At 73.1% G+C, this 23,347-nt stretch carries 17 protein-coding genes and 1 tRNA gene; 15 read left to right on the top strand and 3 right to left on the bottom strand.

The window, feature by feature from the left end; genetic code table 11:
• The first annotated feature begins 207 nt into the window (after positions 1–207).
• The 9 genes from ACSYGO_RS20065 (at position 208) to ACSYGO_RS20025 (ending at position 11,645) form a co-directional block, all read left to right on the top strand.
• On the top strand, positions 208–1,503 hold the full coding sequence (locus ACSYGO_RS20065; protein WP_432172192.1) for an extracellular solute-binding protein: 1,296 nt from the start codon (positions 208–210) through the stop codon (positions 1,501–1,503).
• 4 nt (positions 1,504–1,507) lie between these two features.
• Entirely contained in the window at positions 1,508–2,488 is a 981-nt protein-coding gene (locus tag ACSYGO_RS20060) for a carbohydrate ABC transporter permease (protein WP_432172191.1), read from the top strand.
• Entirely contained in the window at positions 2,485–3,339 is an 855-nt protein-coding gene (locus tag ACSYGO_RS20055; protein ID WP_426675467.1) for a carbohydrate ABC transporter permease, read from the top strand. The genes ACSYGO_RS20060 and ACSYGO_RS20055 overlap by 4 nt, the downstream gene beginning before the upstream one ends.
• Before the next feature lie 5 nt (positions 3,340–3,344).
• Positions 3,345–4,994: a beta-N-acetylhexosaminidase gene (locus tag ACSYGO_RS20050; RefSeq protein WP_460387186.1), complete on the top strand. Its 1,650-nt coding sequence runs from the start codon at positions 3,345–3,347 to the stop codon at positions 4,992–4,994.
• A 280-nt stretch (positions 4,995–5,274) separates the two neighbouring features.
• Positions 5,275–6,168 carry an FAD binding domain-containing protein gene (locus ACSYGO_RS20045; protein ID WP_359491592.1) on the top strand — a complete coding sequence of 298 codons (894 nt, stop codon included), beginning with the start codon at positions 5,275–5,277 and terminating at the stop codon, positions 6,166–6,168.
• Positions 6,165–7,658, top strand: coding sequence for a (2Fe-2S)-binding protein (locus ACSYGO_RS20040; RefSeq protein WP_460387185.1), 1,494 nt, complete (start codon positions 6,165–6,167; stop codon positions 7,656–7,658). The genes ACSYGO_RS20045 and ACSYGO_RS20040 overlap by 4 nt, the downstream gene beginning before the upstream one ends.
• A complete protein-coding gene (locus ACSYGO_RS20035; RefSeq protein ID WP_432172188.1) occupies positions 7,655–9,961 on the top strand; it encodes a xanthine dehydrogenase family protein molybdopterin-binding subunit in 2,307 nt (768 codons plus the stop codon). The genes ACSYGO_RS20040 and ACSYGO_RS20035 overlap by 4 nt, the downstream gene beginning before the upstream one ends.
• The gene (locus ACSYGO_RS20030; protein ID WP_432172187.1) at positions 9,958–10,119 is read left to right on the top strand and encodes a hypothetical protein; all 162 of its coding nucleotides are present in this window, start codon (positions 9,958–9,960) and stop codon (positions 10,117–10,119) included. Before ACSYGO_RS20035 ends, ACSYGO_RS20030 begins: the two co-directional genes overlap by 4 nt.
• A gap of 164 nt (positions 10,120–10,283) precedes the next feature.
• Positions 10,284–11,645, top strand: a complete 1,362-nt coding sequence (locus tag ACSYGO_RS20025) for an SUKH-4 family immunity protein (RefSeq protein WP_432172186.1) — start codon at positions 10,284–10,286, stop codon at positions 11,643–11,645.
• A gap of 34 nt (positions 11,646–11,679) precedes the next feature.
• Here ACSYGO_RS20025 and ACSYGO_RS20020 read toward each other — a convergent pair whose 3' ends face one another.
• A complete protein-coding gene (locus ACSYGO_RS20020) occupies positions 11,680–12,192 on the bottom strand; it encodes a hypothetical protein (protein ID WP_426675473.1) in 513 nt (170 codons plus the stop codon).
• Between the two features lie 337 nt (positions 12,193–12,529).
• Between ACSYGO_RS20020 and ACSYGO_RS20015 the strand changes: the two genes are divergently transcribed.
• Positions 12,530–13,189 carry an NADPH-dependent FMN reductase gene (locus ACSYGO_RS20015; RefSeq protein WP_460387184.1) on the top strand — a complete coding sequence of 220 codons (660 nt, stop codon included), beginning with the start codon at positions 12,530–12,532 and terminating at the stop codon, positions 13,187–13,189.
• Between the two features lie 138 nt (positions 13,190–13,327).
• Here the strand turns inward: ACSYGO_RS20015 and ACSYGO_RS20010 are convergent.
• Positions 13,328–13,402, bottom strand: a tRNA-Cys gene (locus ACSYGO_RS20010).
• Positions 13,403–13,798: 396 nt separating this feature from the next.
• Here ACSYGO_RS20010 and ACSYGO_RS20005 point away from each other — a divergent pair.
• The 5 genes from ACSYGO_RS20005 to dapE all read left to right on the top strand — a co-directional run bounded on the left by ACSYGO_RS20005 (position 13,799) and on the right by dapE (position 21,736).
• Positions 13,799–15,232 carry an MFS transporter gene (locus tag ACSYGO_RS20005; protein ID WP_460387183.1) on the top strand — a complete coding sequence of 478 codons (1,434 nt, stop codon included), beginning with the start codon at positions 13,799–13,801 and terminating at the stop codon, positions 15,230–15,232.
• 283 nt (positions 15,233–15,515) lie between these two features.
• Positions 15,516–17,315, top strand: coding sequence for a DEAD/DEAH box helicase (locus tag ACSYGO_RS20000; RefSeq protein WP_460387182.1), 1,800 nt, complete (start codon positions 15,516–15,518; stop codon positions 17,313–17,315).
• A 788-nt stretch (positions 17,316–18,103) separates the two neighbouring features.
• The gene (locus ACSYGO_RS19995) at positions 18,104–18,745 is read left to right on the top strand and encodes an IclR family transcriptional regulator (protein WP_028804724.1); all 642 of its coding nucleotides are present in this window, start codon (positions 18,104–18,106) and stop codon (positions 18,743–18,745) included.
• 463 nt (positions 18,746–19,208) lie between these two features.
• Positions 19,209–20,669 carry an amino acid permease gene (locus ACSYGO_RS19990; protein ID WP_460387181.1) on the top strand — a complete coding sequence of 487 codons (1,461 nt, stop codon included), beginning with the start codon at positions 19,209–19,211 and terminating at the stop codon, positions 20,667–20,669.
• The gene (gene dapE, locus ACSYGO_RS19985) at positions 20,666–21,736 is read left to right on the top strand and encodes a succinyl-diaminopimelate desuccinylase (protein ID WP_460387180.1); all 1,071 of its coding nucleotides are present in this window, start codon (positions 20,666–20,668) and stop codon (positions 21,734–21,736) included. The genes ACSYGO_RS19990 and dapE overlap by 4 nt, the downstream gene beginning before the upstream one ends.
• Here dapE and ACSYGO_RS19980 read toward each other — a convergent pair.
• Positions 21,708–23,315, bottom strand: a complete 1,608-nt coding sequence (locus ACSYGO_RS19980) for a PucR family transcriptional regulator (protein WP_460387179.1) — start codon at positions 23,313–23,315, stop codon at positions 21,708–21,710. The genes dapE and ACSYGO_RS19980 overlap by 29 nt on opposite strands.
• Positions 23,316–23,347: the final 32 nt, after the last annotated feature.

Here is a 23,347-nt window from a genome sequence, read left to right as displayed (position 1 = left end):
GAGCCCGGCGTCCGGCGCGGGAGGGCCCGGCGCGCGGTGTCCGCGCGGCCCGGTGGCGGTCCGGCGTTGCACGGAGTGCGTCCCGTGGTCACAGAGTGGTTGAGACCTCTTGTGGGCATGTTCATGTACTCCATAGCCTCCGTGTGTTGTACAGAGCGAAACCGCCATTGCGCATGCTGCAACGCGCCCCCCCATCGGAGGATGCTCGTGAAGCTCTCTGTCCGAACGGCCGCCGCTGTCGCGGCCCTTGCCGTCGCCACCGCCTGCGCCCCCCAGACCTCGGGCGGCTCCTCCTCCGGCAAGGACGAGAAGACGGGCACCCTGCGCGTCTGGCTCTTCCAGGAGGTCGACAACGCGCCGAAGCAGAAGGTCGTCGACGCGGCTGTCGCCGCTTTCGAGAAGACCCACAAGGGCACCGAGGTCACCGTCGAGTACATCCCCGTGGAGACCCGCGCCCAGCGCGTCAAGGCCGCCTTCAACGACCCGAAGAGCGCCCCCGACGTCATCGAGTACGGCAACACGGACACGGCCGGCTACGTGAAGGACGGCGGACTCGCCGACATCACGAAGGAGTTCAACGGCTGGAGCGAGGCCAAGGACACCGACCCGACCGCCCGGCAGTCCGTGACGGTCGACGGGAAGATCTACGGCGCCCCGTACTTCGTCGGCGTCCGCGCCCTCTACTACCGCACCGACGTCCTCAAGGACCTCGGCCTCGAAGTCCCGAAGACACAGGACGAGTTGGCCGAGACCGCCCGGAAGATCCACGCGGCCAGGCCCGACCTGTACGGCCTCGCGGTCGGCGGCGCCTACACCTACGGCGCCATGCCGTTCATCTGGTCCCGCGGCGGTGAACTCGCCGAGGGCAAGGGCGGCTCGTACTCCTCCACCATCGACAGCGCACAGGCCCAGAAGGGCATCAAGGCCTACACCTCGCTGTTCGGCTCCGCGAACTGTCCCGCCGCCAAGTGCGCGGGCATGGGCGGCAACGACACGGTGACCGCCTTCGCCTCGGGCAAGGCGGGCATGGCCATCGGCGGCGACTTCAGCCATGCGGCGATCGAGGCCGGGAAGGTCAAGGGCAAGTACGCGGTCGTGCCGCTGCCCGGAGTGAAGCCCGGCTCGGTGGCGCCCGCCTTCGCCGGCGGCAACAACATCGGCGTACTGAAGAGCACCTCGCACCGCACACTGGCGGTGGACCTGATGAAGCAGCTGGCGTCCAAGAAGACCCAGGGCGCACTCTTCGACGCGATGGGCTTCCTGCCCACCTACACCGATGTGCGGCAGCAGGTCGCGGCCGAGGAGCCCTTCGTCGAGCCCTTCGTCAAGACGCTCGCCTCGGGCGCCAAGTTCGTGCCGGCCTCGCCCGCCTGGGCGCAGATCGACGCCTCGCTCGTCCTGCCGACGATGTTCCAGGAGGTCATCAGCGGCAAGAAGGACGTGGCCGCCGCCTCGAAGGACGCGGCCGAGAAGATGAACGACGCCTTCAGCTCCGTGGGCTGATCCGATGACGCACGACGCACTCGCCGAGCGGGCCGCGCGCGCCCCGGTCACCAAGGCGGCCCCGCGCCGTCCCGGGCGCCGGGGCGGCGCACCCGCCCGGTCCCGGCGCACGGGCAGCCGCTGGACCCCCTGGCTCTACCTTCTCCCCGCCCTCGCCGTCCTCGGCGGCCTGCTCGTCTACCCGATCTACCAGCTCGGCCTGATCTCGTTCCTGGAGTACACCCAGGCGCAGGTCAGCGGCGGTGAGCCGACCACGTTCCAGGGGTTCGGCAACTACGCGACGCTCTTCGCCGACGACCAGTTCTGGCAGGTGCTCCTCGCGACCGTGCTGTTCGCGGCGGCCTGCGTGCTGGCGACGCTGGCCGCCGGCTGCGCGCTCGCGGTGCTGCTGACCCGGGTGCGGGCGGTGCCGCGGCTGGCGCTGATGCTGGCGGCACTCGGCGCCTGGGCGACACCGGCCGTCACGGGTTCCACGGTCTGGCTGTTCCTCTTCGACCCCGACTTCGGCCCCGTCGACCGGGTCCTCGGGCTCGGCGACCACTCCTGGACCTACGGGCGGCTCAGCGCCTTCGCGCTCGTGCTGCTCGAAGTGGTCTGGTGCTCCTTCCCGTTCGTGATGGTGACCGTGTACGCGGGCATCCGGGCGGTGCCGGGCGAGGTGCTGGAGGCCGCCGCCCTGGACGGCGCCTCGCAGTGGCGGATCTGGCGCTCGGTGCTGGCGCCGATGCTCCGGCCGATCCTCGTGGTCGTCACCATCCAGTCGGTCATCTGGGACTTCAAGGTCTTCACGCAGATCTACGTGATGACGAACGGCGGCGGCATCGCCGGCCAGAACCTGGTCCTGAACGTGTACGCCTACCAGAAGGCGTTCGCCGCCTCGCAGTACAGCCTCGGCTCCGCGATCGGCGTGGTCATGCTGGTGCTGCTGCTGGCGGTCACGCTGGTGTACCTGCGGCTGCTGCGCAGGCAGGGGGAGGAACTGTGAGCATTCTGCGCGGAGTCGTCCGCCGTCCCCGCCGGCCGTGGAGGCTCGCCGCCGAGGCGTCCGCACTGCTGATCGCCGTGGTGGTCGCCTTCCCCCTCTACTGGATGGTGCTCAGCGCCTTCAAACCGGCCGGGGAGATCGAGTCCACCGAGCCACGGCCCTGGACGCTTTCGCCGTCGCTGGATTCCTTCCGGCGCGTCTTCGGGCAGCAGGAATTCGGCCGCTACTTCCTCAACAGCCTCGTCGTGGCGGGAACCGTCGTCATCGTCTCGGCGCTCGTCGCGTTTCTCGCGGCGACGGCCGTGACGCGATTCCGCTTCCGGTTCCGGACCACCCTGTTGATCATGTTCCTGGTCGCGCAGATGGTGCCCGTCGAGGCCCTGACGATCCCCCTCTTCTTCCTCATGCGGGACCTCGGCCAGCTGAACACGCTGGGCTCGCTGATCCTGCCGCACATCGCCTTCTCGCTGCCCTTCGCCATCTGGATGCTGCGCGGTTTCGTAAAGGCCGTGCCCGAGGCGCTGGAGGAGGCCGCCTACATCGACGGGGCGAGCCGCGCGCGATTCCTCTGGCGGATTCTGTTCCCCCTGGTCTTCCCGGGCCTGGTGGCCACGAGCGTCTTTTCCTTCATCTCGGCCTGGAACGACTTCCTGTTCGCCAAGTCCTTCATCATCAGCGACACTTCGCAGTCGACACTGCCGATGGCGCTTCTCGTGTTCTACAAGCCGGACGAGCCGGACTGGGGCGGCGTCATGGCCGCTTCCACGGTGATGACGATTCCGGTACTGATCTTCTTCGTACTCGTACAACGACGACTCGTCTCCGGACTCGGCGGAGCGGTGAAGGACTGACTGACGTGAGTGATGTGATCCCGGCGCCCCGCGCCGTCGACGAATCCGTGCCCGGCGAGGTCCGCCTCGACGCCGACACCACGCTGTGGGCCGCGCCCGGCACGGGAACCGCCGAACGCTGGCTGCGCTCCACGCTCGGCGCGGCGCTCGGTCTGGGCCTGCCACCAGGGCCGCAGGACGCCCGCAACGCCGTACGGCTGGTCCTCGACGACACCCTGGAGCCGGAGGCCCACCGGCTCCGCGCCGTCGCCGGGGAGGGCGTGGAGATCCGTGGCGGCGACGCGGCCGGCGTCTTCTGGGGGGCGCAGACGCTGCGTCAGCTCCTCGGCCCCGACGCCTTCCGCCGCGCCCCCGTCCGGCCGGGCACGACGTACGCCGTCGCTCAGCAGGTGATCGAGGACGCGCCCCGATTCCCCTGGCGCGGCGTCATGCTCGACGTCTCCCGGCACTTCCTGCCCAAGGACGCGGTGCTGCGTCATCTCGATCTGATGGCCGCCCACAAACTCAACGTCTTCCACTTCCACCTCACCGACGACCAGGGGTGGCGTGTTCAGATCAAGAAGTATCCGAGGCTGACCGAGGTCGGATCCTGGCGGGCGCGCACGAAATTCGGTCACCGCGCCTCACCGCTGTGGGACGAGAAGCCGCACGGAGGCTTCTACACACAGGACGACATCCGCGAGATCGTGGCCTACGCGGCCGAGCGGCATATCGCCGTCGTCCCCGAAATCGACGTCCCGGGCCACTCCCAGGCGGCCATCGCCGCGTATCCGGAACTCGGCAACACCGACGTCGTCGACACGGCCTCGCTGAACGTCTGGGACAACTGGGGTGTCTCCGAAAACGTACTCGCCCCCACCGACAACACCCTGCGCTTCTACGAGGGGGTGTTCGAGGAACTCCTCGACCTGTTCCCGGCGGACCCCGCGCGCTTCCCGCGGTTCTCCGAGTTCTTCCACATCGGCGGCGACGAGTGCCCCAAGGACCAGTGGCGGCAGTCCCCGGCGGTCCAGGCGCGCATCAAGGAACTCGGGCTCGCGGACGAGGACGCGTTGCAGTCCTGGTTCGTCCGGCACTTCGACAACTGGCTCTCGGCGCGCGGGCGTCGGCTCATCGGCTGGGACGAGATCCTGGAGGGCGGGCTCGCCGACGGCGCCGCCGTCTCCTCGTGGCGCGGCTACGAGGGCGGCGTCACGGCCGCCCGCGCCGGCCACGACGTCGTCATGTGCCCCGAGCAGCACGTGTACCTGGACTACCGTCAGGGCGGCGGCGAGGACGAGCCGGTGCCCATCGCCTACGTCCGCACCCTGGAGGACGTCTACCGCTTCGAGCCGGTGCCCGCGGGGCTCACGCCCGAGCAGGAACGCCATGTGCTGGGCACTCAGGCGAACGTGTGGACCGAGGTGATGGAGGACCGGGCACGCGTCGACTACCAGACGTTCCCGCGGCTCGCGGCGTTCGCCGAGGTCGCCTGGAGCGCCCTGCCCGCCCCCGCCGCACGGGACTTCGCCGCCTTCGAGCGGCGGATGGCCGCCCACTACGGGCGGCTCGACGCCCTGGGAGTGGCCTACCGCCCGCCCACCGGACCGCTGCCGTGGCAGAAGCGACCGGGTGTGCTCGGACGTCCGATCGAGGGGGCGCCCCCAAACGTGTGAGGTGACTCCCCACCGGTGTGTCACACGACGTTCACCCCGGCACCGCGGCCTCACGAGGAAAAAGGCCCCCAAGGATCACCGAAGAGTGGCAATTCGCTCTCATTGGCGATGCCGTACGAAAACGGACCATCTCGCTGGTGAGGGGGGCGAATGCCTCCTAGCGGACCCCAGCGTCGAGGTCCGGGGAAGATGTGCCAGAGTTGCCACGTCCGCCCTGTCAGCACGTACCGTACGGCAGCACAGGTGGGACCAGGTGGGGCAGCGGGAAGGGGCAGCCGGTTTGACCACGCACGCACCGCAGGCGGCGCAGGCCGTGACGCTGCCCGCCTCGCTGGACGAGGCGGTCGCGGCCCTGGCCGCCATGCCCGCCGCCGTCCCCGTCGCCGGCGGCACCGACCTCATGGCCGCCGTCAACTCCGGACAGCTGCGGCCGGCCGCCCTCGTCGGCCTCGGCCGGATCAGCGAGATCCGCGGCTGGCAGTACCAGGACGGCCACGCGCTGCTCGGCGCCGGCCTCACCCACGCCCGCATGGGGCGCCCCGACTTCGCGGCGCTCATCCCGGCGCTGGCCGCCGCCGCGCGCGCGGCCGGACCGCCGCAGATCCGCAACGCCGGCACCCTCGGCGGCAACATCGCGAGCGCCGCCCCGACCGGCGACGCGCTGCCCGTGCTGGCCGCCCTGGAGGCCACGCTGATCGTCGCGGGCCCGGGCGGAGCCCGCCGCGAGATCCCCGTCTCGCACCTGCTGGCCGGCATGGAGATGCTCCGCGGCGGCGAGCTCATCGGCTACGTGCGCGTGCCGCTGCTGCACGCCCCGCAGGTCTTCCTCAAGGCGACCGGCCGCACCGGGCCCGGCCGCGCCGTCGCCTCGGTGGCACTCGTCCTCGACCCGGCGCGACGCGGCGTGCGGTGCGCGGTCGGGGCCATAGCGCCGATGCCGCTGCGCCCCCTGGACGCCGAGGCGTGGGTCGCCCAGCTCATCGACTGGGACAACAGCCGCTCGATCGTGCCCGAGGCGCTCCACGCGTTCGGCGAGTACGTCGCCGCGGCCTGCATCCCGGATCCGGGACCCGCCGAGGACGGCTCCCCGGGGCAGCTTCCGCCCGCCGTACTGCACCTGCGGCGCACCGTCGCCGCGCTGGCCCGACGAGCACTGGGGAGGGCGCTGTCGTGACCGACGACCAGCACGGAGAGGGCACCCCGCAGAGCGGGGGCCGCTGGGACCCGCTGCCCCAGGGCGACTACGACGACGGGGCCACCGCCTTCGTCAAGCTCCCCGAAGGGGGCATCGAAGCCCTCCTCGCCGAACGGGAGAGCCCGCTCGCGGCCCCCGGCCACGGCTACGTGCCCCCGCAGATCAGCGTGCAGCCCGCGACCCCGGACGCCACCGACCCGGCCGCCACCGGGACCTGGAACGTGCCGGCCGGGTCCGCGGACTGGCCGGAGCCGGGCACCGGGGCCCACGAGGCCCCGGACGACCGGTTCTCGTACCAGCCGCCCGCCACCGGGCAGTGGGACTTCAGCGAGGCCGCCCAGGAGGGCGCCGCCCCCGGTCACGACGTGACCGGGCAGTGGTCCATCCCCGTCGCCGGAGGCGACCTCCCGGACGAATCGGGCGAGTTCACCACGTCGGCGCTCGTCGAGCAGTGGGGCGGGAACCCGCCCGCCACCCTCCCGGGCGGCGCCGCCGCGCCCTGGGCGTCCGAAGTCATCGGCCAGGCGTGGACCGCCGAGCCGCCGCAGGGGCCCGCCGGGGGCCCCGAGGGCGCTTCGACGCCCCGGCACCCGCACCCGCCCGCCCAGGGCGCCCAGGAGCCCGCCGGGCCCGCGCACGAGGCCCCTGAGGAGACCGGCGCGGCCGACCCCGCCGGGCCCGCGGAGGAACACGCGCCGGACCGGGCGCACGAGGCCGCCGACGATGCCCGGACCGGTACGCCCGCCCCCGAGGCGGACACCGAGGCCGGTACGGCCCACGACGCGGAGACCGCCGCCGCACCCGCGAACGACGAACACCCCCTCGCCTCGTACGTCCTGAGCGTCAACGGCGCGGACCGCCCCGTCACCGACGCCTGGATCGGCGAGTCGCTGCTCTACGTCCTGCGCGAGCGCCTCGGCCTCGCCGGCGCCAAGGACGGCTGCTCGCAGGGCGAGTGCGGCGCCTGCAACGTCCAGGTCGACGGCCGGCTCGTCGCCTCCTGCCTGGTGCCCGCCGTCACCGCGGCGAGCAGCGAGGTGCGCACCGTCGAGGGCCTGGCCGCCGACGGACAGCCCTCCGACGTCCAGCGCGCGCTGGCCAGGTGCGGCGCCGTGCAGTGCGGCTTCTGCGTGCCGGGCATGGCGATGACCCTGCACGACCTGCTGGAGGGCAACCCCGCGCCGACCGAGCTGGAGACCCGCCAGGCCCTGTGCGGCAACCTCTGCCGCTGCTCCGGCTACCGGGGCGTCCTGGACGCCGTCCGCGAGGTCGTCGCCGAACGCGAGGCGCACTCCGCCACCGATGCCACCCCGGACGTCGACGAGGCCCGCATCCCGCACCAGGCGGGCCCCGGAGCGGGCGGCGTCAACCCGGCGGCCTACGAAGCGGGCTCCTTCGAGGACACTTCTCCGTACGACCCCCAGGCGCCGCATGAGCAGCCGTACGGCCAGGACGGAGGCCAGGCGTGAGCAACGAAACCGCCACCGCGACACCGGCGGTGCCCGAGACGGGCCCCGAGCCCCTGCCGCACGGGATCGGCGTCTCGCTGCCCGCCGCGGACGCCCGCGCCAAGACCGAAGGCACCTTCCCCTACGCCGCCGACCTGTGGGCCGAGGGCCTGCTGTGGGCCGCCGTGCTCAGGTCGCCGCATCCCCACGCGCGCATCGTGTCCATCGACACCAGCCACGCGCGCGAGATGCCCGGCGTACGCGCGGTCGTCACCCACGAGGATGTGCCCGGCAACCCGCTGCACGGCCGCGGCAGAGCCGACCGCCCGGTGTTCGCCTCCGAGGTCGTCCGCCACCACGGCGAACCCATCGCGGCCGTCGCCGCCGACCACCCCGACACCGCCCGCATGGCCGCCGCCGCCGTCATCGTCGAGTACGAGGTGCTCGACGCGGTGACCGACCCGGAGCTCGCCTTCGAGGCCGAACCCCTGCACCCCGACGGCAACCTGATCCGCCACATCCCGCTGCGCCACGGCGACCCGGACGCGGTCGGCGAGATCGTCGTCGAGGGCCAGTACCGCATCGGCCGCCAGGACCCGGCACCCATCGGCGCGGAAGCCGGTCTCGCCGTGCCCCGCCCCGACGGCGGCGTCGAGCTCTACCTCGCCTCCACCGACCCGCACGCCGACCGCGACACCGCCGCCGCCTGCTACGGCCTGGAACCCGAGCGCGTGAAGGTCGTCGTCACCGGCGTCCCCGGCGCCACCGCCGACCGCGAGGACCAGGGCTTCCAGCTGCCCCTCGGCCTGCTCGCGCTGAAGACCGGCTGCCCGGTCAAACTCACCGCTACGCGCGAGGAGTCCTTCCTCGGCCACGCCCACCGGCACCCCACGCTGCTGCGCTACCGGCACCACGCCGACGCCGACGGCAAGCTGGTGAAGGTCGAGGCGCAGATCCTGCTCGACGCCGGCGCCTACTCCGACACCTCCTCCGAGTCGCTGGCCGCCGCCGTCGCCTTCGCCTGCGGTCCCTACGTCGTCCCGAACGCCTTCATCGAGGGCTGGGCCGTACGCACCAACAACCCGCCCTCCGGCCATGTGCGCGGCGAGGGCGCCATGCAGGTGTGCGCCGCCTACGAGGCGCAGATGGACAAGCTGGCCAAGAAGCTCGGCGTCGACCCGGCCGAACTGCGCCTGCGCAACGCCATGGCCACGGGCGACGTGCTCCCGACCGGACAGACGGTGACGTGCCCGGCCCCGGTCGCCGAACTGCTCCAGGCCGTACGCGACCACCCGCTCCCCGCGCTCCCCAAGGACACGCCCGAGGACGAGTGGCTGCTGCCCGGCGGGCCCGAGGGCGCGGGCGAGCCCGGCGCCGTGCGCCGCGGCGTCGGCTACGGCCTCGGCATGGTCCACATGCTCGGCGCCGAGGGTGCCGACGAGGTCTCGACGGCCACCGTGAAGGTCCACGACGGCGTCGCCACGGTGCTGTGCGCGGCCGTGGAGACCGGCCAGGGCTTCACCACGCTGGCCCGGCAGATCGTCCAGGAGACGCTCGGCATCGACGAGGTGCACGTCGCGCCCGTCGACACCGACCAGCCCCCGGCCGGCGCGAGCTGCCGGGGCCGCCACACCTGGGTGTCCGGCGGAGCGGTGGAGCGCGCGGCCAAGATGGTCCGCACCCAGCTGCTGCAGCCCCTGGCGCACAAGTTCGGGATGTCGACCGAACTGCTCCAGATCACCGACGGCAAGATCACCTCGTACGACGGGGTGCTGTCCACCACGGTCACCGAGGCGATGGACGGCAAGGAGCTGTGGGCCACCGCGCAGTGCCGCCCGCACCCCACCGAGCCGCTCGACGAAGCCGGCCAGGGCGACGCCTTCGTGGGCCTGGCCTTCTGCGCGATCCGCGCGGTCGTGGACGTCGACATCGAGCTCGGCTCCGTACGCGTCGTGGAACTGGCGCTCGCCCAGGACGTCGGCCGGGTGCTCAACCCGGCGCAGCTCGCCGCCCGCATCGAGGCCGGCGTCACCCAGGGCGTCGGCGCCGCGCTGACGGAGAACCTGCGCACGGCCCGCGGCCTCGTCCGCCATCCCGACCTGACCGGCTACTCCCTTCCCACCGCCCTGGACGTCCCCGACATCCACATCGTCAAGCTCGTCGAGGAGCGCGACGTCGTCGCCCCCTTCGGCGCCAAGGCGGTCAGCGCGGTACCGGTCGTGACGTCCCCGGCGGCGGTCGCCTCCGCCGTCCGGGCGGCGACGGGCCGTCCCGTCAACCGCCTGCCGATCCGCCCGCAGGCGGCCGTGGTGACGGGCGCGTGAGCACGCCCGAGCCGACGCCGGGCGACCCCGCGCGGGCCCCCGGGAACGGGGAGCCGCGCTACGAACCCGCGCCCGGCGTCGGGAAACTGGCGCTCTGGGTGCTGCTGTTCGTCCTGGCCGCCGTGGTCGTCGTCGCGGGCGGCGTGTACTTCGGCTGAGCGGCCGACCGCCGGCCGGTTTCGGCCACGGGCGGCTCGTTCCCGGGAGTTTCCGGCGTTGTCAGTGCCGCGGCGTATGGTTCTCGAACATGGGGAACCGCCGCGGGACGCGGAGCTGTTCCCCACAGGGGGAAGCACGATGCGTTCACATGCGCGGGGGAGCCATGAGCACGACTGACACCGGCGTCGGCGGTGCGATCACACTGACGGACGACGAGCTGGACCCGTACGTCACACACAGGGGGACGCGGCACCTGCTGACCGGCCCCGGACTGCCCCACGACGGCGCGCTGCTGGCGTTCGGCGCACTGCGCGAGCACGGGCTGCGGCGGCTCGTGGACCTCGCGGGCGACGCCGACAGACTTGCCGGGGAGCTCCGGGACCAGGTCGTCGTGGGAGCCCTGCGCAGCCTGGACCGGGACCTGGAGTCCATCGTGCTCGACGGCACGACCGGGGAGATCTCCACGACGTCCATCGGCGGCCACCCCGCCCCCATGGACCTGACCCCGCTGGCCCCCTCCCTGGAGGCCCTGCTGCGCTTCGCCGCGGTCACGGAGGAACTGTCCACGCCCCGCGGCCGGTTCGGCCCCGGGACCGCCTTCGACTTCGGGACGAACCCGGCCGCACTCGCCCCGTCCCACGGGCAGTTCGCCAAGAGAGCCGCCGCGACCGAACTCGCTCCGCCGCGTGGCGGATCCGGAGCAGCCACGCTCGAACTCGTCCCGTCCCGCGATCAGTTCCCCACCGGAGCGGCTGCGACTGAACTCGCGTCGTCCCGTGGCCGGTTCGGCCCCAAGGCGGTCACGGAGGCCTCGCAGCGGCTCAGCGCCGTCTTCGCCGAGGCCGCGGCGGACCGGGTGCCGCCGTTCTGGCGGATGGCCGCGCTGATCCGCCCGCTCACCCGGATCGCGGGCCCCGGCGACGGACTCGTCCTCGACCTGCCGAAGCGGCTGCTGGACGAGGAGTTCGGCGCGGGCGGGATCATGCGGTTCGAGGACGTCGACTTCCCGTCCGCGCTCACCCACGAGCCGACCCGCCGCTTCCTGCGCGAGACCGGGCTGCCCGAGGACGGCTTCCTCTTCCAGCTCGACATGGAGGTGCCGCTGCCGGCCCTCACCGAGTACTACGCCGACGAGCGCCCCGGCGAGTTCTCCGCGGACGACCTCCCCGCCGGCGCCGACCGCCTGATACGCCTCGGCCAGCTGGTGGAGGACATCAGCCTCGTGGTGGACGGCGGCACGGGCGCGGTCCTCGCCTGGAGCGAGCCGGACCTCACCCTCCGCCCCCTCAACGCCGACATCTCCACCCTCGCCTTCACGCTCTGGCTGCTGCACCGCGAGAAGGCCCTCGACGCGGCCCACCACCTCAGCGACACCTACGAGCAGCTCGCCGCCACGATGTCCCAGACCCTCGCGACGGTCGACCCCGTCGCCTGCGACCGGACCCCGGCCCTGCCCGGCGACGACGGCCGCCGCTACTGGCCGGAGGCCTTCGACGACCGGGCCGGGGGCGTGCTGTACGCGTGAGGTCCGGGGACGTGGACCGTGAATTCGGTCCTCGTCAGTCCTCGGTACCGAAGGAGCATCCGTACGTGCCGTTGTCGTAGGTCATTCTTTCCGTCAGGAGTTCATCGCACTTCGGGCAGACCGGGAGGTCGGGAGGATTGACGCGCAGAATCGCGGCGTTCTTCAGCGCGAAAACCGACAGCACCGCGTCCTTGCCGTGTTCTTTGATTCCCTGCTGCAGGAACTCGAAAGCGCCGTAGACCTGCCCGCACTCGCACTGGATGCGGTTGCACCGAAACGTGCCGATGTCCTTGACGCCGAGGTCCGAAGCGATCTTGGCCCTCTCCGCGCTCGATACCGTCCTGATGCCGGTCTTCTTGACCCGGTCAGGCGTCCAGTACCAGGCTCTGACAGCCGCCGCCTGCGAGGGAGACAGGTAGAACGACGCCGACTTACCGCTGGTGATTGTTTCCCGGACGATGCTGACGACGGTGCAGTCGTCCGCCGACATGACTGCTTTTCCGCTGCCTGTGATTCTCTCGACGTCATCCAACGCGGCCCTTTTCATGAAGGCCACTGTTCTTCTGCCGCGCCCTGATCGCCAGGCGGCGCGCTGTCGCTCCCTCGATCGGCTCAGAGCGCACTCCGCATCGCGAGGGCGGCACCCTTTCCGGAGTTCCGTCCTTTCGTTCCGCCTGGTCAGGCAATGGAGGCCGTGGCGGGAATCGAACCCGCGCAACTCGCTTTGCGGGTTTGTCCGCGCACGCCTTTCCGAGTCTGCGCCTCCGTCGGCCCGGCCCGGCTCCGGGCTGCCGGTCGCGCGTTGTCCCTCCCGGAACCACACTGGTCATGGAGGCTGCCGCTGGAGGAGCGTGCCAGCGTGCCCACGACGGAAGGACGGACCCATGTCCACGGACACGCATCCCGGCCCGCTCCGATTCCTGGTCTTCGGGGCGGCACTGCGGGCCGATTCGGCCAACGCCCGCCTCGCCTCCCTCGTTGGCCGGCTCCTCTCCGACACCGGTGCCGCTGTCGACCTCGCCGCAATGCGCGACTTCGACATGCCCTTGTACGACGGTGACACGGAGGCAGCGGAAGGGCTGCCGCACGGTGCCCTCGCCCTGCGCGACCGACTCGAGCGGAGCGACGCCTTCGTCATCTCCTCGCCGGAGTACAACGCCTCCGTGCCAGGCGTACTGAAGAACGCGATCGACTGGGTCTCCCGTGTCCGGCCGCAGCCGTTCAAGACCAAGCACGCGATGCTCGTTTCCGCGTCGCCGTCCCTGGTCGGCGGCAACCGCGGGCTGTGGGCCCTGAGGGTTCCCCTGGAGCACCTGGGCACCCGTGTCTACCCGGACATGTTCAGCGTGGCCAACAGCTACGAGGCCTTCTCCGAGGACGGAACGCTGGCCGACCCGGGGCTGCAGCAACGCCTCACGGAGACCGTGTCGGGTTTCCTCAGCCTCGTCGAGGCGGACGTGCGTTACGTCTGCCTGGAACGCCGGTGGTACGAATTCCTGGGAGACCGCACCGAGGCGGCCATCACCCAACGGGCCGAGGCATGATGCCGGCACGCCATGAAGCACTGCGCCCGCAGCGTCGATACGGGCTCTGACCCCCGGTGTCCCCGAGCGGGCCACGGACGACTGAGGGGCGGCACCCATGTGGCGTGCCGCCCCTTGCGTTCTGTCCGGTCGGACAGATGGAGGCCGTGGCGGGAATCGAACCCGCGTAACTCGCTTTGCAGGCGAGTCCCTGAACCACTCGGGCACACGGCCGGAATCAGGTGCGGCACGGCTCACTCGTTCCGAACCCGATGAGTCGACCGTAGGGACGGGTGACGACGGGGCTCAAGGGCTGCGGGAGCGCTGCAACGCGACTGCCATACGCCGTTCATGAACGGGCGGGCGGCAGGCGGGGAGGCGTCTCGGCGGGCGCGTCACGAAGTACCGAGCGGCGCCCTCTCGCGTGGCGGACGATCTCTCGCCGAGCGGCGGGCGGTGCCCCGCCGCGGGGCCGGCGGGCGGCGCGGGCGGTGCCGGCCCGGGGAGGTGGTGGCCCCGCCGCGGGCCCGGTGGGGGCGCGGAACGTGCTGGTCGTACGACCAAAGGCCCAGTGGATCACCGTCTTCGGACAGGGGCCAGGGCGGTCCCCGGGCTCCTACGCTGACGGCCATGACCGCCCTGGAAGCCCGCGATGCCACGACCGCCCCGTCACCGGACGAGGGCGGCGTGCTGAGCCGGCCCCACCGGGCGCTCAGCATCGGCATCGTGTCCGTGGTGCTGGTGATCGCCTTCGAGGCGACGGCCGTCGGCACGGCGATGCCCGTGGCGGCGCGGGACCTGGACGGGGTGTCGCTGTACGCGTTCGGGTTCTCGGGGTACTTCACGACGAGCCTGTTCGGGATGGTCCTCGCAGGCCAGTTGTCCGACCGGGACGGCCCGCTGGCGTCGCTCACCGCCGGGATCGGGTCCTTCGCGGCGGGACTGCTCGTGTCCGGGACCGCGGGGAGTATGTGGGTCTTCGTCCTGGGCCGGGCCGTGCAGGGCTTCGGCGGCGGCCTGGTCGGCGTCGCCCTGTACGTGGTCGTCGGGCGGGCCTATCCGGAACGGCTGCGTCCGTCGATCATGGCGGCGTTCGCCGCGGCCTGGGTGGTCCCCTCGGTGGTCGGACCGCTCGCCGCCGGCGCGGTCACCGAACATCTCGGCTGGCGCTGGGTGTTCGTCGGCATCCCGGCCCTGGTCGCCCTCCCGCTGGCGCTCGCCCTGCCGGAGATGCGGCGGCGGGCCTCGGGAGGGGAGCGGCCCCCGGGACGGACCGGCCGCGCCCGCCTCGACCGGCGCCGCATCCGGCTCGCGCTCGGCATCTCCCTGGGTGCGGGGCTCCTTCAGTACGCCGCCCAGGACCTGCGCCCGCTGTCCCTCGTCCCCGCCCTCGCCGGCGCCGCGCTGCTCGTCCCGGCCGTGCTCGCACTGCTGCCGCGCGGCACCTGCCGGGCGGCCCGCGGCCTGCCGTCGGTGGTGCTGCTGCGCGGGGTCGCGGACGGCACCTTCATCACCGCCGAGTCCTTCGTGCCGCTCATGCTCGTCACCCAGCGCGGCCTGTCCCCGACGCTCGCCGGGCTCTCGCTCGCCGCGGGCGGCGGCTCCTGGGCGCTGGGGTCCTATGTGCAGTCCCGGCCGCGGACGGAGCCGTACCGCGAGCGGCTGATGTTCCTCGGCATGGTGCTGGTCGCCGCCGCCATCGGCACCGCGCCCACCGTGCTGATCCACGCCGTGCCCGTGTGGGTCGTCGCCGTCGCCTGGGGGTTCGGCTGCTTCGGGATGGGTCTCGTGGTCGCCTCGACCAGTGTGCTGATGCTCCGCCTGTCGCCGCCCGCGGAGGCCGGCGCCAACTCGGCCTCCCTCCAGATCTCCGACGCCCTGTCCAACGCCCTGCTGCTGGCCGCGGGCGGCGCGGCCTTCGCGGCGCTGGGCGGCGGCTCGATCACGGACGTCACGGCCTCGGCGGACGGCTCCCACCCGGCCGCCTTCGCCGCCGTGTTCCTGCCGATGGCGGCCCTCGCGCTGCTGGGGGCCTGGGTGACGACACGCCTGCGGGAGCGGTGACCGGCGGCGGTGGCCGCCGGCCGCCCGCGGGGAACGGCGGCCGCGGCCGTGTGACCTCGGTCCTCTCCGCGGTGCCCGCACGCAGGTGTCCCCGGCACCGTCGGCGCGAGCTGTGACCTCAGTCCCATCCACGGGTGACCCGGCACCGTCCGCGCGTTGACACGAGGGGCGCGCCGGTAGGGTGGCCCGGTTGTCATACGTAGCCGAGCCGCCCGCCCGTCTCCCCCCACCGAACCGTCCGACGTCCGGCGCGCGGCCTTTGATTCGACCACCCACGGAGACCGTGACTACCACCGCCGCCAGTGCCTCCTCGTCGCACCACCTCTCGCCCGCCTTCCCCGGCCGCGCCCCCTGGGGCACCGCCAACAAGCTGCGTGCCTGGCAGCAGGGGGCGATGGAGAAGTACATCCAGGAGCAGCCGCGCGACTTCCTCGCCGTCGCCACGCCCGGCGCCGGCAAGACGACCTTCGCGCTGACGCTCGCGTCCTGGCTGCTGCACCACCACGTCGTGCAACAGGTCACCGTGGTCGCGCCGACCGAGCACCTGAAGAAGCAGTGGGCCGAGGCCGCCGCGCGCATAGGGATCAAGCTGGACCCCGAGTACAGCGCGGGCCCGCTCGGCAAGGAGTACCACGGCGTCGCCGTGACGTACGCCGGTGTCGGCGTGCGGCCGATGCTGCACCGCAACCGCAGCGAGCAGCGCAAGACCCTCGTCATCCTCGACGAGATCCACCACGCCGGTGACAGCAAGTCCTGGGGCGAGGCGTGCCTGGAGGCGTTCGAGCCGGCCACCCGCCGGCTCGCGCTCACCGGCACGCCCTTCCGGTCCGACACCAACCCCATCCCCTTCGTCGCCTACGAGGAGGGCAACGACGGGATCCGCCGGTCCGCCGCCGACTACACGTACGGATACGGCTCGGCCCTCGGCGACGGGGTCGTGCGGCCCGTCATCTTCCTCTCCTACAGCGGCAACATGCGGTGGCGTACGAAGGCGGGCGACGAGATCGCGGCGCGGCTCGGGGAGCCGATGACGAAGGACGCCGTCTCGCAGGCCTGGCGCACCGCGCTCGACCCGCGGGGCGAGTGGATGCCCAGCGTGCTGCGCGCCGCCGACCAGCGGCTGACCGAGGTCCGCAAGGCCATTCCGGACGCGGGTGCGCTCGTCATCGCCTCCGACCAGGACTCGGCCCGCGCCTACGCCAAGCTGATCCGTGAGATCACCGGGACGAAGGCGACGCTCGTGCTGTCCGACGACGCCGGCGCCTCGGACCGCATCGACGAGTTCAGCCACAACCAGGACCGGTGGATGGTCGCCGTCCGCATGGTGTCCGAGGGCGTCGACGTGCCCCGGCTCGCCGTCGGGGTGTACGCGACCACGATCTCCACGCCTCTCTTCTTCGCCCAGGCCGTGGGACGTTTCGTGCGGTCCCGCAGGCGCGGCGAGACCGCGTCGGTCTTCCTCCCGACCGTCCCCGACCTGCTGACCTTCGCCAACGAGATGGAGGTCGAGCGGGACCACGCGCTCGACAAGCCCAAGAAGGAGGGCGAGGAGGACCCGTACGCCGAGTCCGAGAAGGAGATGGAGGAGGCGAACCGGGAGCAGGACGAGGACACCGGCGAGCAGGAGCAGTTCTCCTTCGAGGCGCTGGAGTCCGAGGCCGTCTTCGACCGGGTGCTGTACGACGGCGCCGAGTTCGGGATGCAGGCCCACCCGGGGAGCGAGGAGGAGCAGGACTACCTCGGGATCCCGGGGCTCCTCGAACCCGAGCAGGTGCAACTCCTCCTCCAGAAGCGGCAGGCGCGGCAGATCGCGCACAGCCGCAAGAAGCCCGACGAGGACGCCGACCTGCTGGAGCTCCCCGCGGAGCGGCGGCCCGTGGTCACCCACAAGGAACTCCTGGAACTGCGCAAGCAGCTCAACACGATGGTCGGCGCGTACGTCCACCAGAGCGGCAAGCCGCACGGAGTGATCCACACCGAGCTGCGCCGGGTGTGCGGCGGCCCGCCGAGCGCGGAGGCGACGGCGGGCCAGCTGCGCCAGCGGATCGCCAAGGTGCAGGAGTGGGCCACCCGCATGCGGTGACCCCGGGTGTGGGGTGCTGATCACCGGGCGGGGGTGCCGCTTCCGGGGGTGCCGGGTACGGGTTCCGGGTGTCGACACGGGTAGGGGCGTCGACAGGAGTGCGGGCGTCGACAGGGGTACGGGCGTCGAGCGTCGGCACGGGTACGAGCGCGGGTGTTGAGCGCCGGCACAGGGTCCGGGCGCGGGTGTTGAGCGCCGGCACCGGGTCCGGGCGCCGGTGCCGAGAGCCGCTTCCGGGGAACGGGCGACGGGTGCCGGGTGACGGGTGCCGGGTGACGGGTGCCCGCATCCGGGTTGCGCGGGCGCGGGCACGCGCGTCGGGCAGCGGACCGCCACCTCGTGGCCCCACCCGCGTGCGGCCACGTACGCGTGCGGCCACGTACCGGAGGACCGGAGCGCCGCCGCGCCACCCAGGTCCGGCTCCGCGACGGTGCGCGGTCCGTCGCTTCGCGGTCCCCGTCGGCGCGCGGCGGGGCATGCGCGCCGGGCGTGTGCGCGGTCCGCTTAGGGCCCCGCACACCCCATGATTCGGGGCAAACGGAATCAGTCCGTACCAGCCGATGCCCGGATTCTGGACGGAGACTTCCGCTGAGCGGACCGGCTCGCTACTGTCCCGCTACGCACACGCCCCGTGGCAGCGCCGCCGCGGAGCGCAGCCGTGAAGCGCCTCCGCCCGGGATCAGCCGGGTCGCCAGCCGACCGGCGGCCTCTGAAGCGCGTCGCCGACGGGACTCGGTGACGCACAGCCGCGAGGGGGCCGTCGACCTCACCACTAAGGAGTGGGCGTCGTGACCGCGGAGACCTCTCAGACGCTCGACAGGGGACTGCGCGTCCTCAAGCTGCTCGCCGACACGGATCACGGGCTGACCGTCACCGAGCTCTCGAACAAACTGGGCGTCAACCGGACCGTTGTGTACCGCTTGCTGGCCACGTTGGAGCAGCACGCTCTCGTCCGCCGCGACCTGGGCGGTCGCGCCCGGGTCGGGCTCGGGGTGCTGCGGCTGGGCCGTCAGGTGCACCCGCTGGTGCGGGAGGCCGCGCTGCCGGCGCTGCGCGCGCTGGCGGAGGACATAGGGGCGACCGCTCATCTCACGCTCGTCGACGGGACGGAGGCGCTGGCCGTCGCCGTCGTCGAACCGACGTGGACGGACTACCACGTCGCCTACCGCGCCGGGTTCCGGCATCCGCTCGACCGGGGGGCCGCGGGGCGGGCGATCCTCTCCGCCCGGCAGGCGTCGGCGGAGGAGCCCGGGTACACCCTCACGCACGGCGAACTGGAGGCCGGGGCCAGCGGTGCCGCGGCACCGCTCCTCGGTGTGACCGGGGTCGAGGGGAGCGTGGGCGTCGTCATGCTCGCGGACTCCGTGCCGGAGAGGGTCGGGCCCCGCGTGGTCGACGCCGCGCGCGAGGTCGCGGACGCACTCCGCTGAACCCGGTGAACCCGGACGCCACGGGGCGGGCTCAGCAGCACGCCGAGCCCGGACGGCGCCGGGCACCCCGTCCCCGCGCTGAGCCCGGACGTCCCGAACACCCCCGTTCCCGCACTGAGCCCGGACGTCCCGGGCACCCCGTCCCCGCGCTGAGCCCGGACGTCCCGGGCACCCCGTCCCCGCGCTGAGCCCGGACGTCCCGGGCACCCCGTCCCCGCGCCGCGCACCCCCGCGCCCCGTACGGAAACCGGACCCTCCGTCCGGCACCGAAACCGAAGCCTCCGCCCCGCGTGGAAACCGGAGTCCCCGCCCCGTGGCCGCACGGGCCCGCCGCCGTCCCTCCGCTTTGGCCGGGACGACAAACCCTTCCGCGTATCTCTGGCCGATGCTCCCACCGGCCGGAGCTGCGGCGTCCGCATCATCAGGGCACTGAAGCGGACGGTGCGGTGGAGGGAGCAGCGCGGTGGAGACAGTGCGTACAGGGCCGAAGGCCGGTCCGGGGGGCGGGCGGGCCGGACGGCTGACGCGGCGGCAGGACGTCGGGGCGCTGGTCGCCGACGCCGCCGGGAGCCCGCTGAAGCGGACCATGGGGGTCGGGCAGCTCACGTTGCTCAGCGTGGGAGCGACCCTCGGCACGGGCATCTTCGTGGTGCTGGGGGAGGCCGTCCCCGAGGCGGGCCCCGCCATCATCGTCTCGTTCGTGCTGGCCGGGGTGACCGCGCTGTTCTCGGCGCTGTCGTACGCCGAGCTGGCCGGCATGATCCCCGGCTCCGGCTCCTCCTACAGCTACGCCTACGCCACCCTCGGCGAACTCGTCGCCTGGGTCTGCGGCTGGTGCCTGATCCTGGAGTACGGGGTGTCGGTGGCCGCCGTCGCCGTGGGTTGGGGCCAGTACGTCAACGAACTGCTGGACCTGACCGTCGGGGTCACGCTGCCCGAGTGGCTCAGCGCGCCGCCGGGCGACGGTGGCGTCCTGAACGTCCCGGCCGCCGCGATCGTCGTGCTGTCCATGGTCGTGCTGCTGCGCGGGGCCCGCGAGAGCGCCGTCGCGAACACCGTGATGGTCGGGGTGAAGATCGCCGCCCTGGTCATGTTCTGCGCGGTGGCCTTCACGGCCTTCCACGCCGGGAACTTCACCCCGCTGTTCCCGCTCGGCACGGCCGGGATGAGCGCGGGCGCCGCGTCGCTGTTCTTCTCCTACATCGGCTTCGACGCCGCGTCCACGGCGGGCGAGGAGGCGCGGAACCCGCAGCGCGACCTGCCCCGCGCGATCATCCTCTCCCTCGTCCTGGTCACCGCGCTGTACGTGCTCGTCGCGGTCGCCGCGCTCGGGGCGATGCCGTGGCAGCGGTTCGAGGGCACGGAGGCCACGCTCAGCCAGGTGCTCGTGCAGTCGGTGGGCGGCGGGAACCTGTGGCCGGTCCTGCTGTCGGTGGGCGCGGTCGTCGCGACCACCAGCGTCGTGCTGACCGTGCAGTACGGGCAGATCCGCATCCTGTTCGCGATGTCGCGGGACGGCCTGGTGCCGCCGCTGTTCTCCAAGGTGCACCCGAGGACCGGGGTGCCGCGGGCCAACACCGTCGTCGTGTCGCTGTTCATCGCCGTGCTCGCCGCGCTCGTCCCACTGGGCGCCCTCGCCGACGCCACCAGCATCGGCACGCTGTTCGCCTTCATGCTGGTGAACCTGGCGGTGGTGCTGCTGCGGCGGCGCAGCCCCGAGGCGCCGCGTTCGTTCCGGGTGCCCTTCTCGCCGGTCACGCCGATCCTGGGCGTGGGCTTCTGCGCGTACATGCTGTTCAGCCTGGGCACCGACACCTGGGTCGCGTTCGGCGCGTGGATGGCGGCCGGACTGGTGATCTACCGGCTCTACGGGATCAGGCACTCCAAGCTCGACCAGGCTCCGGAACGTGAGGAAGCGGCATGACCCGGCTCGATCTCTTCGCCGACGTCGTCGCCCTCACCCGCGCGCTCGTCGACATCCCCTCCGAGAGCGGCCACGAGGCCCGGCTCGCGGACGCCGTCGAGGCGGCGCTCGCCACGCTGCCGCATCTCACCGTCGAGCGGATCGGCCACTCGGTGGTCGCCCGCACCGATCTCGGTCACCCCGAACGGGTCCTGATCGCGGGTCACTTGGACACCGTGCCCGCCGCGGGCAACCTCCCCTCCCGCCTCGACGGCGGCCTCCTGCACGGCCTGGGCGCCTGCGACATGAAGGGCGGTGTCGCCGTCGCCCTGCGCCTCGCGGCCACCGTCCCCGCGCCGGCCGCCCGTGACGTGACCTACGTCCTCTACGAGTGCGAGGAGGTGGAGGGCGACCGCAACGGGCTCGGGGTGATCGCCGCCGCGCGCCCGGAGCTGCTCGCCGCGGACCTCGCGATCCTGATGGAGCCGTCCGACGCCGGGGTCGAGGCCGGCTGTCAGGGCGTGCTGAGCGCCGAGATCACGGTGCGCGGCGAGCGGGCGCACACCGCGCGGTCCTGGATGGGCGTGAACGCCGCCCACCGCGCCGCCGCCGTCCTCCAGCGGCTCGCCGACCACACGCCGCAACGGGTCGTGATCGACGGGTTGGAGTACCGGGAGGGCCTGAACGCCGTCGCCGTACGCGCCGGGGTCGCCGGCAACGTCGTCCCCGACGAGTGTGTGATCACCGTCAACTCCCGGTTCGCGCCCAGCCGTTCGGCCAAGGAGGCCGAGGCGTACGTACGGGACCTGTTCCCCGGTCACGACGTCGAGGTCACCGAGGTCGTCCCCGGCGCGCTGCCCGGGCTCGGCCAGGAGGCGGTGGCCTCGCTGGTCGCCGTCCTCGGCGTGGCGCCACGCCCGAAGCTGGGCTGGACCGACGTCGCCCGGTTCGCCGCGCTCGGCGTCCCTGCGCTCAACTACGGCCCCGGGGACCCGGCGCTGGCGCACACGGCGGGGGAGTACGTGCCGGTGGCGCAGCTGCACGCGTGCGAGGAGCGGCTCAGGAGCTGGCTGTCGGCGTCCCCCTGAGTCCCGCGAGTGCCCTCAACTGGAGCCACAGCACCAGCCGTTCGTCGGGATCGTCGAGGTCGATGCCGAGCTGTTGCCGGGCCTGCCGCAGGCGGTAGCGGCAGGTGTTGGGGTGCACGGCGAGCAGGCGCGCCGCGCCCGCCATGTCGCAGCCCGCGTCCAGCCAGCAGACGAGGGTGCGGGCGTAGTCGGTGCCGTGCTCGGCGTCGTACGCGAGGACCGTGCGCCATGCCCCGGCGCTCAACTCCCGGCTTTCGCCGAGCACTTCGGTGAGCCGGAGCAGGGTGACCCGGGCCCGTACCTCCTCGACGGACGCCACGGGCAGCTCCGGTCCGAGGACGCGCAGCACCAGGTCCGCGTCGTCGCGGGAGGCCGTCACCTCGGCGAGCCCCGGCACGACCTCCCCGAGCCCCGCCCGCACGGGCACCCGCAGCGCCTGCCCGGCCCGCCGCACGACGTCCTCCACGAGCTGCTTGTGCCGCGCCCCGCCGCGCTCGCCGACCGCGGGCAGCAGCGCGTAGACGACCCCGTCGGCGAGGACGCAGGCGTGCCGCCCGTAGCGCGCCTCGCACTGGAGGCGTACGAGGTCCAGGAGGCGCAGCGCGGTCTGTTCGACGTCGGCCGCCGAGACGGCCGGGCCCAGCACGAAGGCGGCGACCCGGACGGGTGCCGGGCCGCCGTCCGGGCCGATGCCCAGGCCCAGCCGGTGGGCCGCGGCGGCCGGGTCGGCGGTGCCGTCGAGGAGGCGGCGCAGCAGGTCGCCGTTCTGGTGCCGGGCCAGCTCCTGCGCGGCCCGGGCCCGCAGCAGCAGCATCGCCGCGGTGGACGCGCCCTGCGCGAGGGCCGCCTCGGCGTCCGGCGCGAGATTCCCGTCGTCGACCACCCAGAGCGAGCCGAGGGTCTCGCCGCCGGCGCGCACCGCGACGGCGAGGCGGGGCAGCAGGTCGGCGCCGGTGCCGGTGCCGGTGCCGAGCGCGGGCAGCCGTACCGGACCGCCGGCCGCGAACAGCACCCGGTACTGCTCGGAGTTCTCCGGGCTCGTCGGCACCTGGAGGCCGAGGATGCCCTGCCTGCGGTCCTCGTCGACCGACTGTCCCGGCACGGTCGAGTACGCGAGGATCCGCTGGCGCGGGTCCTCGACGGCGGTGGCGCCGCCGACGGCCGCCGCGACGGCGTCGGCGAGCGCGAAGAGGTCGCCGAGGGCCGCGCCACTGCCGAGGCCCGAGGGGACGGCCCCGATCGCCGAGGCGAGCAGCAGGTGCACGTGGTGCCAGGCGGCGTCCTCGTCGACGGACAGCAGGGCCACGCCCGCCGCCTCCGCGTCCGCGAGCGGTCCGTCCGGGCCGCGTACGACGAGCCCGCTCATTCCGGCCCGTGCCGCCGCCCGCGCGAGCGGTGCCGCCGCGGACGCGCGGACGCCGACGGCGAGCAGCAGCGCCCCGGGCGCGTTCGGCAGTGGCGTGTGGGCGTCGTGGAGCAGGGCCTCCGTCACGGGCACGGTGAGCCCGTGGGGCGCGGTGTGCAGCCGGACCGGGCCGCCGACGACGTCCAGCAGGTCGCCGAGGGTGCAGGCGTCCACGGGACCCCCTTCCAGGCAGTGGCTTGGCCGAT

This window comes from Streptomyces krungchingensis, from assembly GCF_054729265.1.
This window is presented reverse-complemented; position numbering and strand designations above follow the sequence as displayed.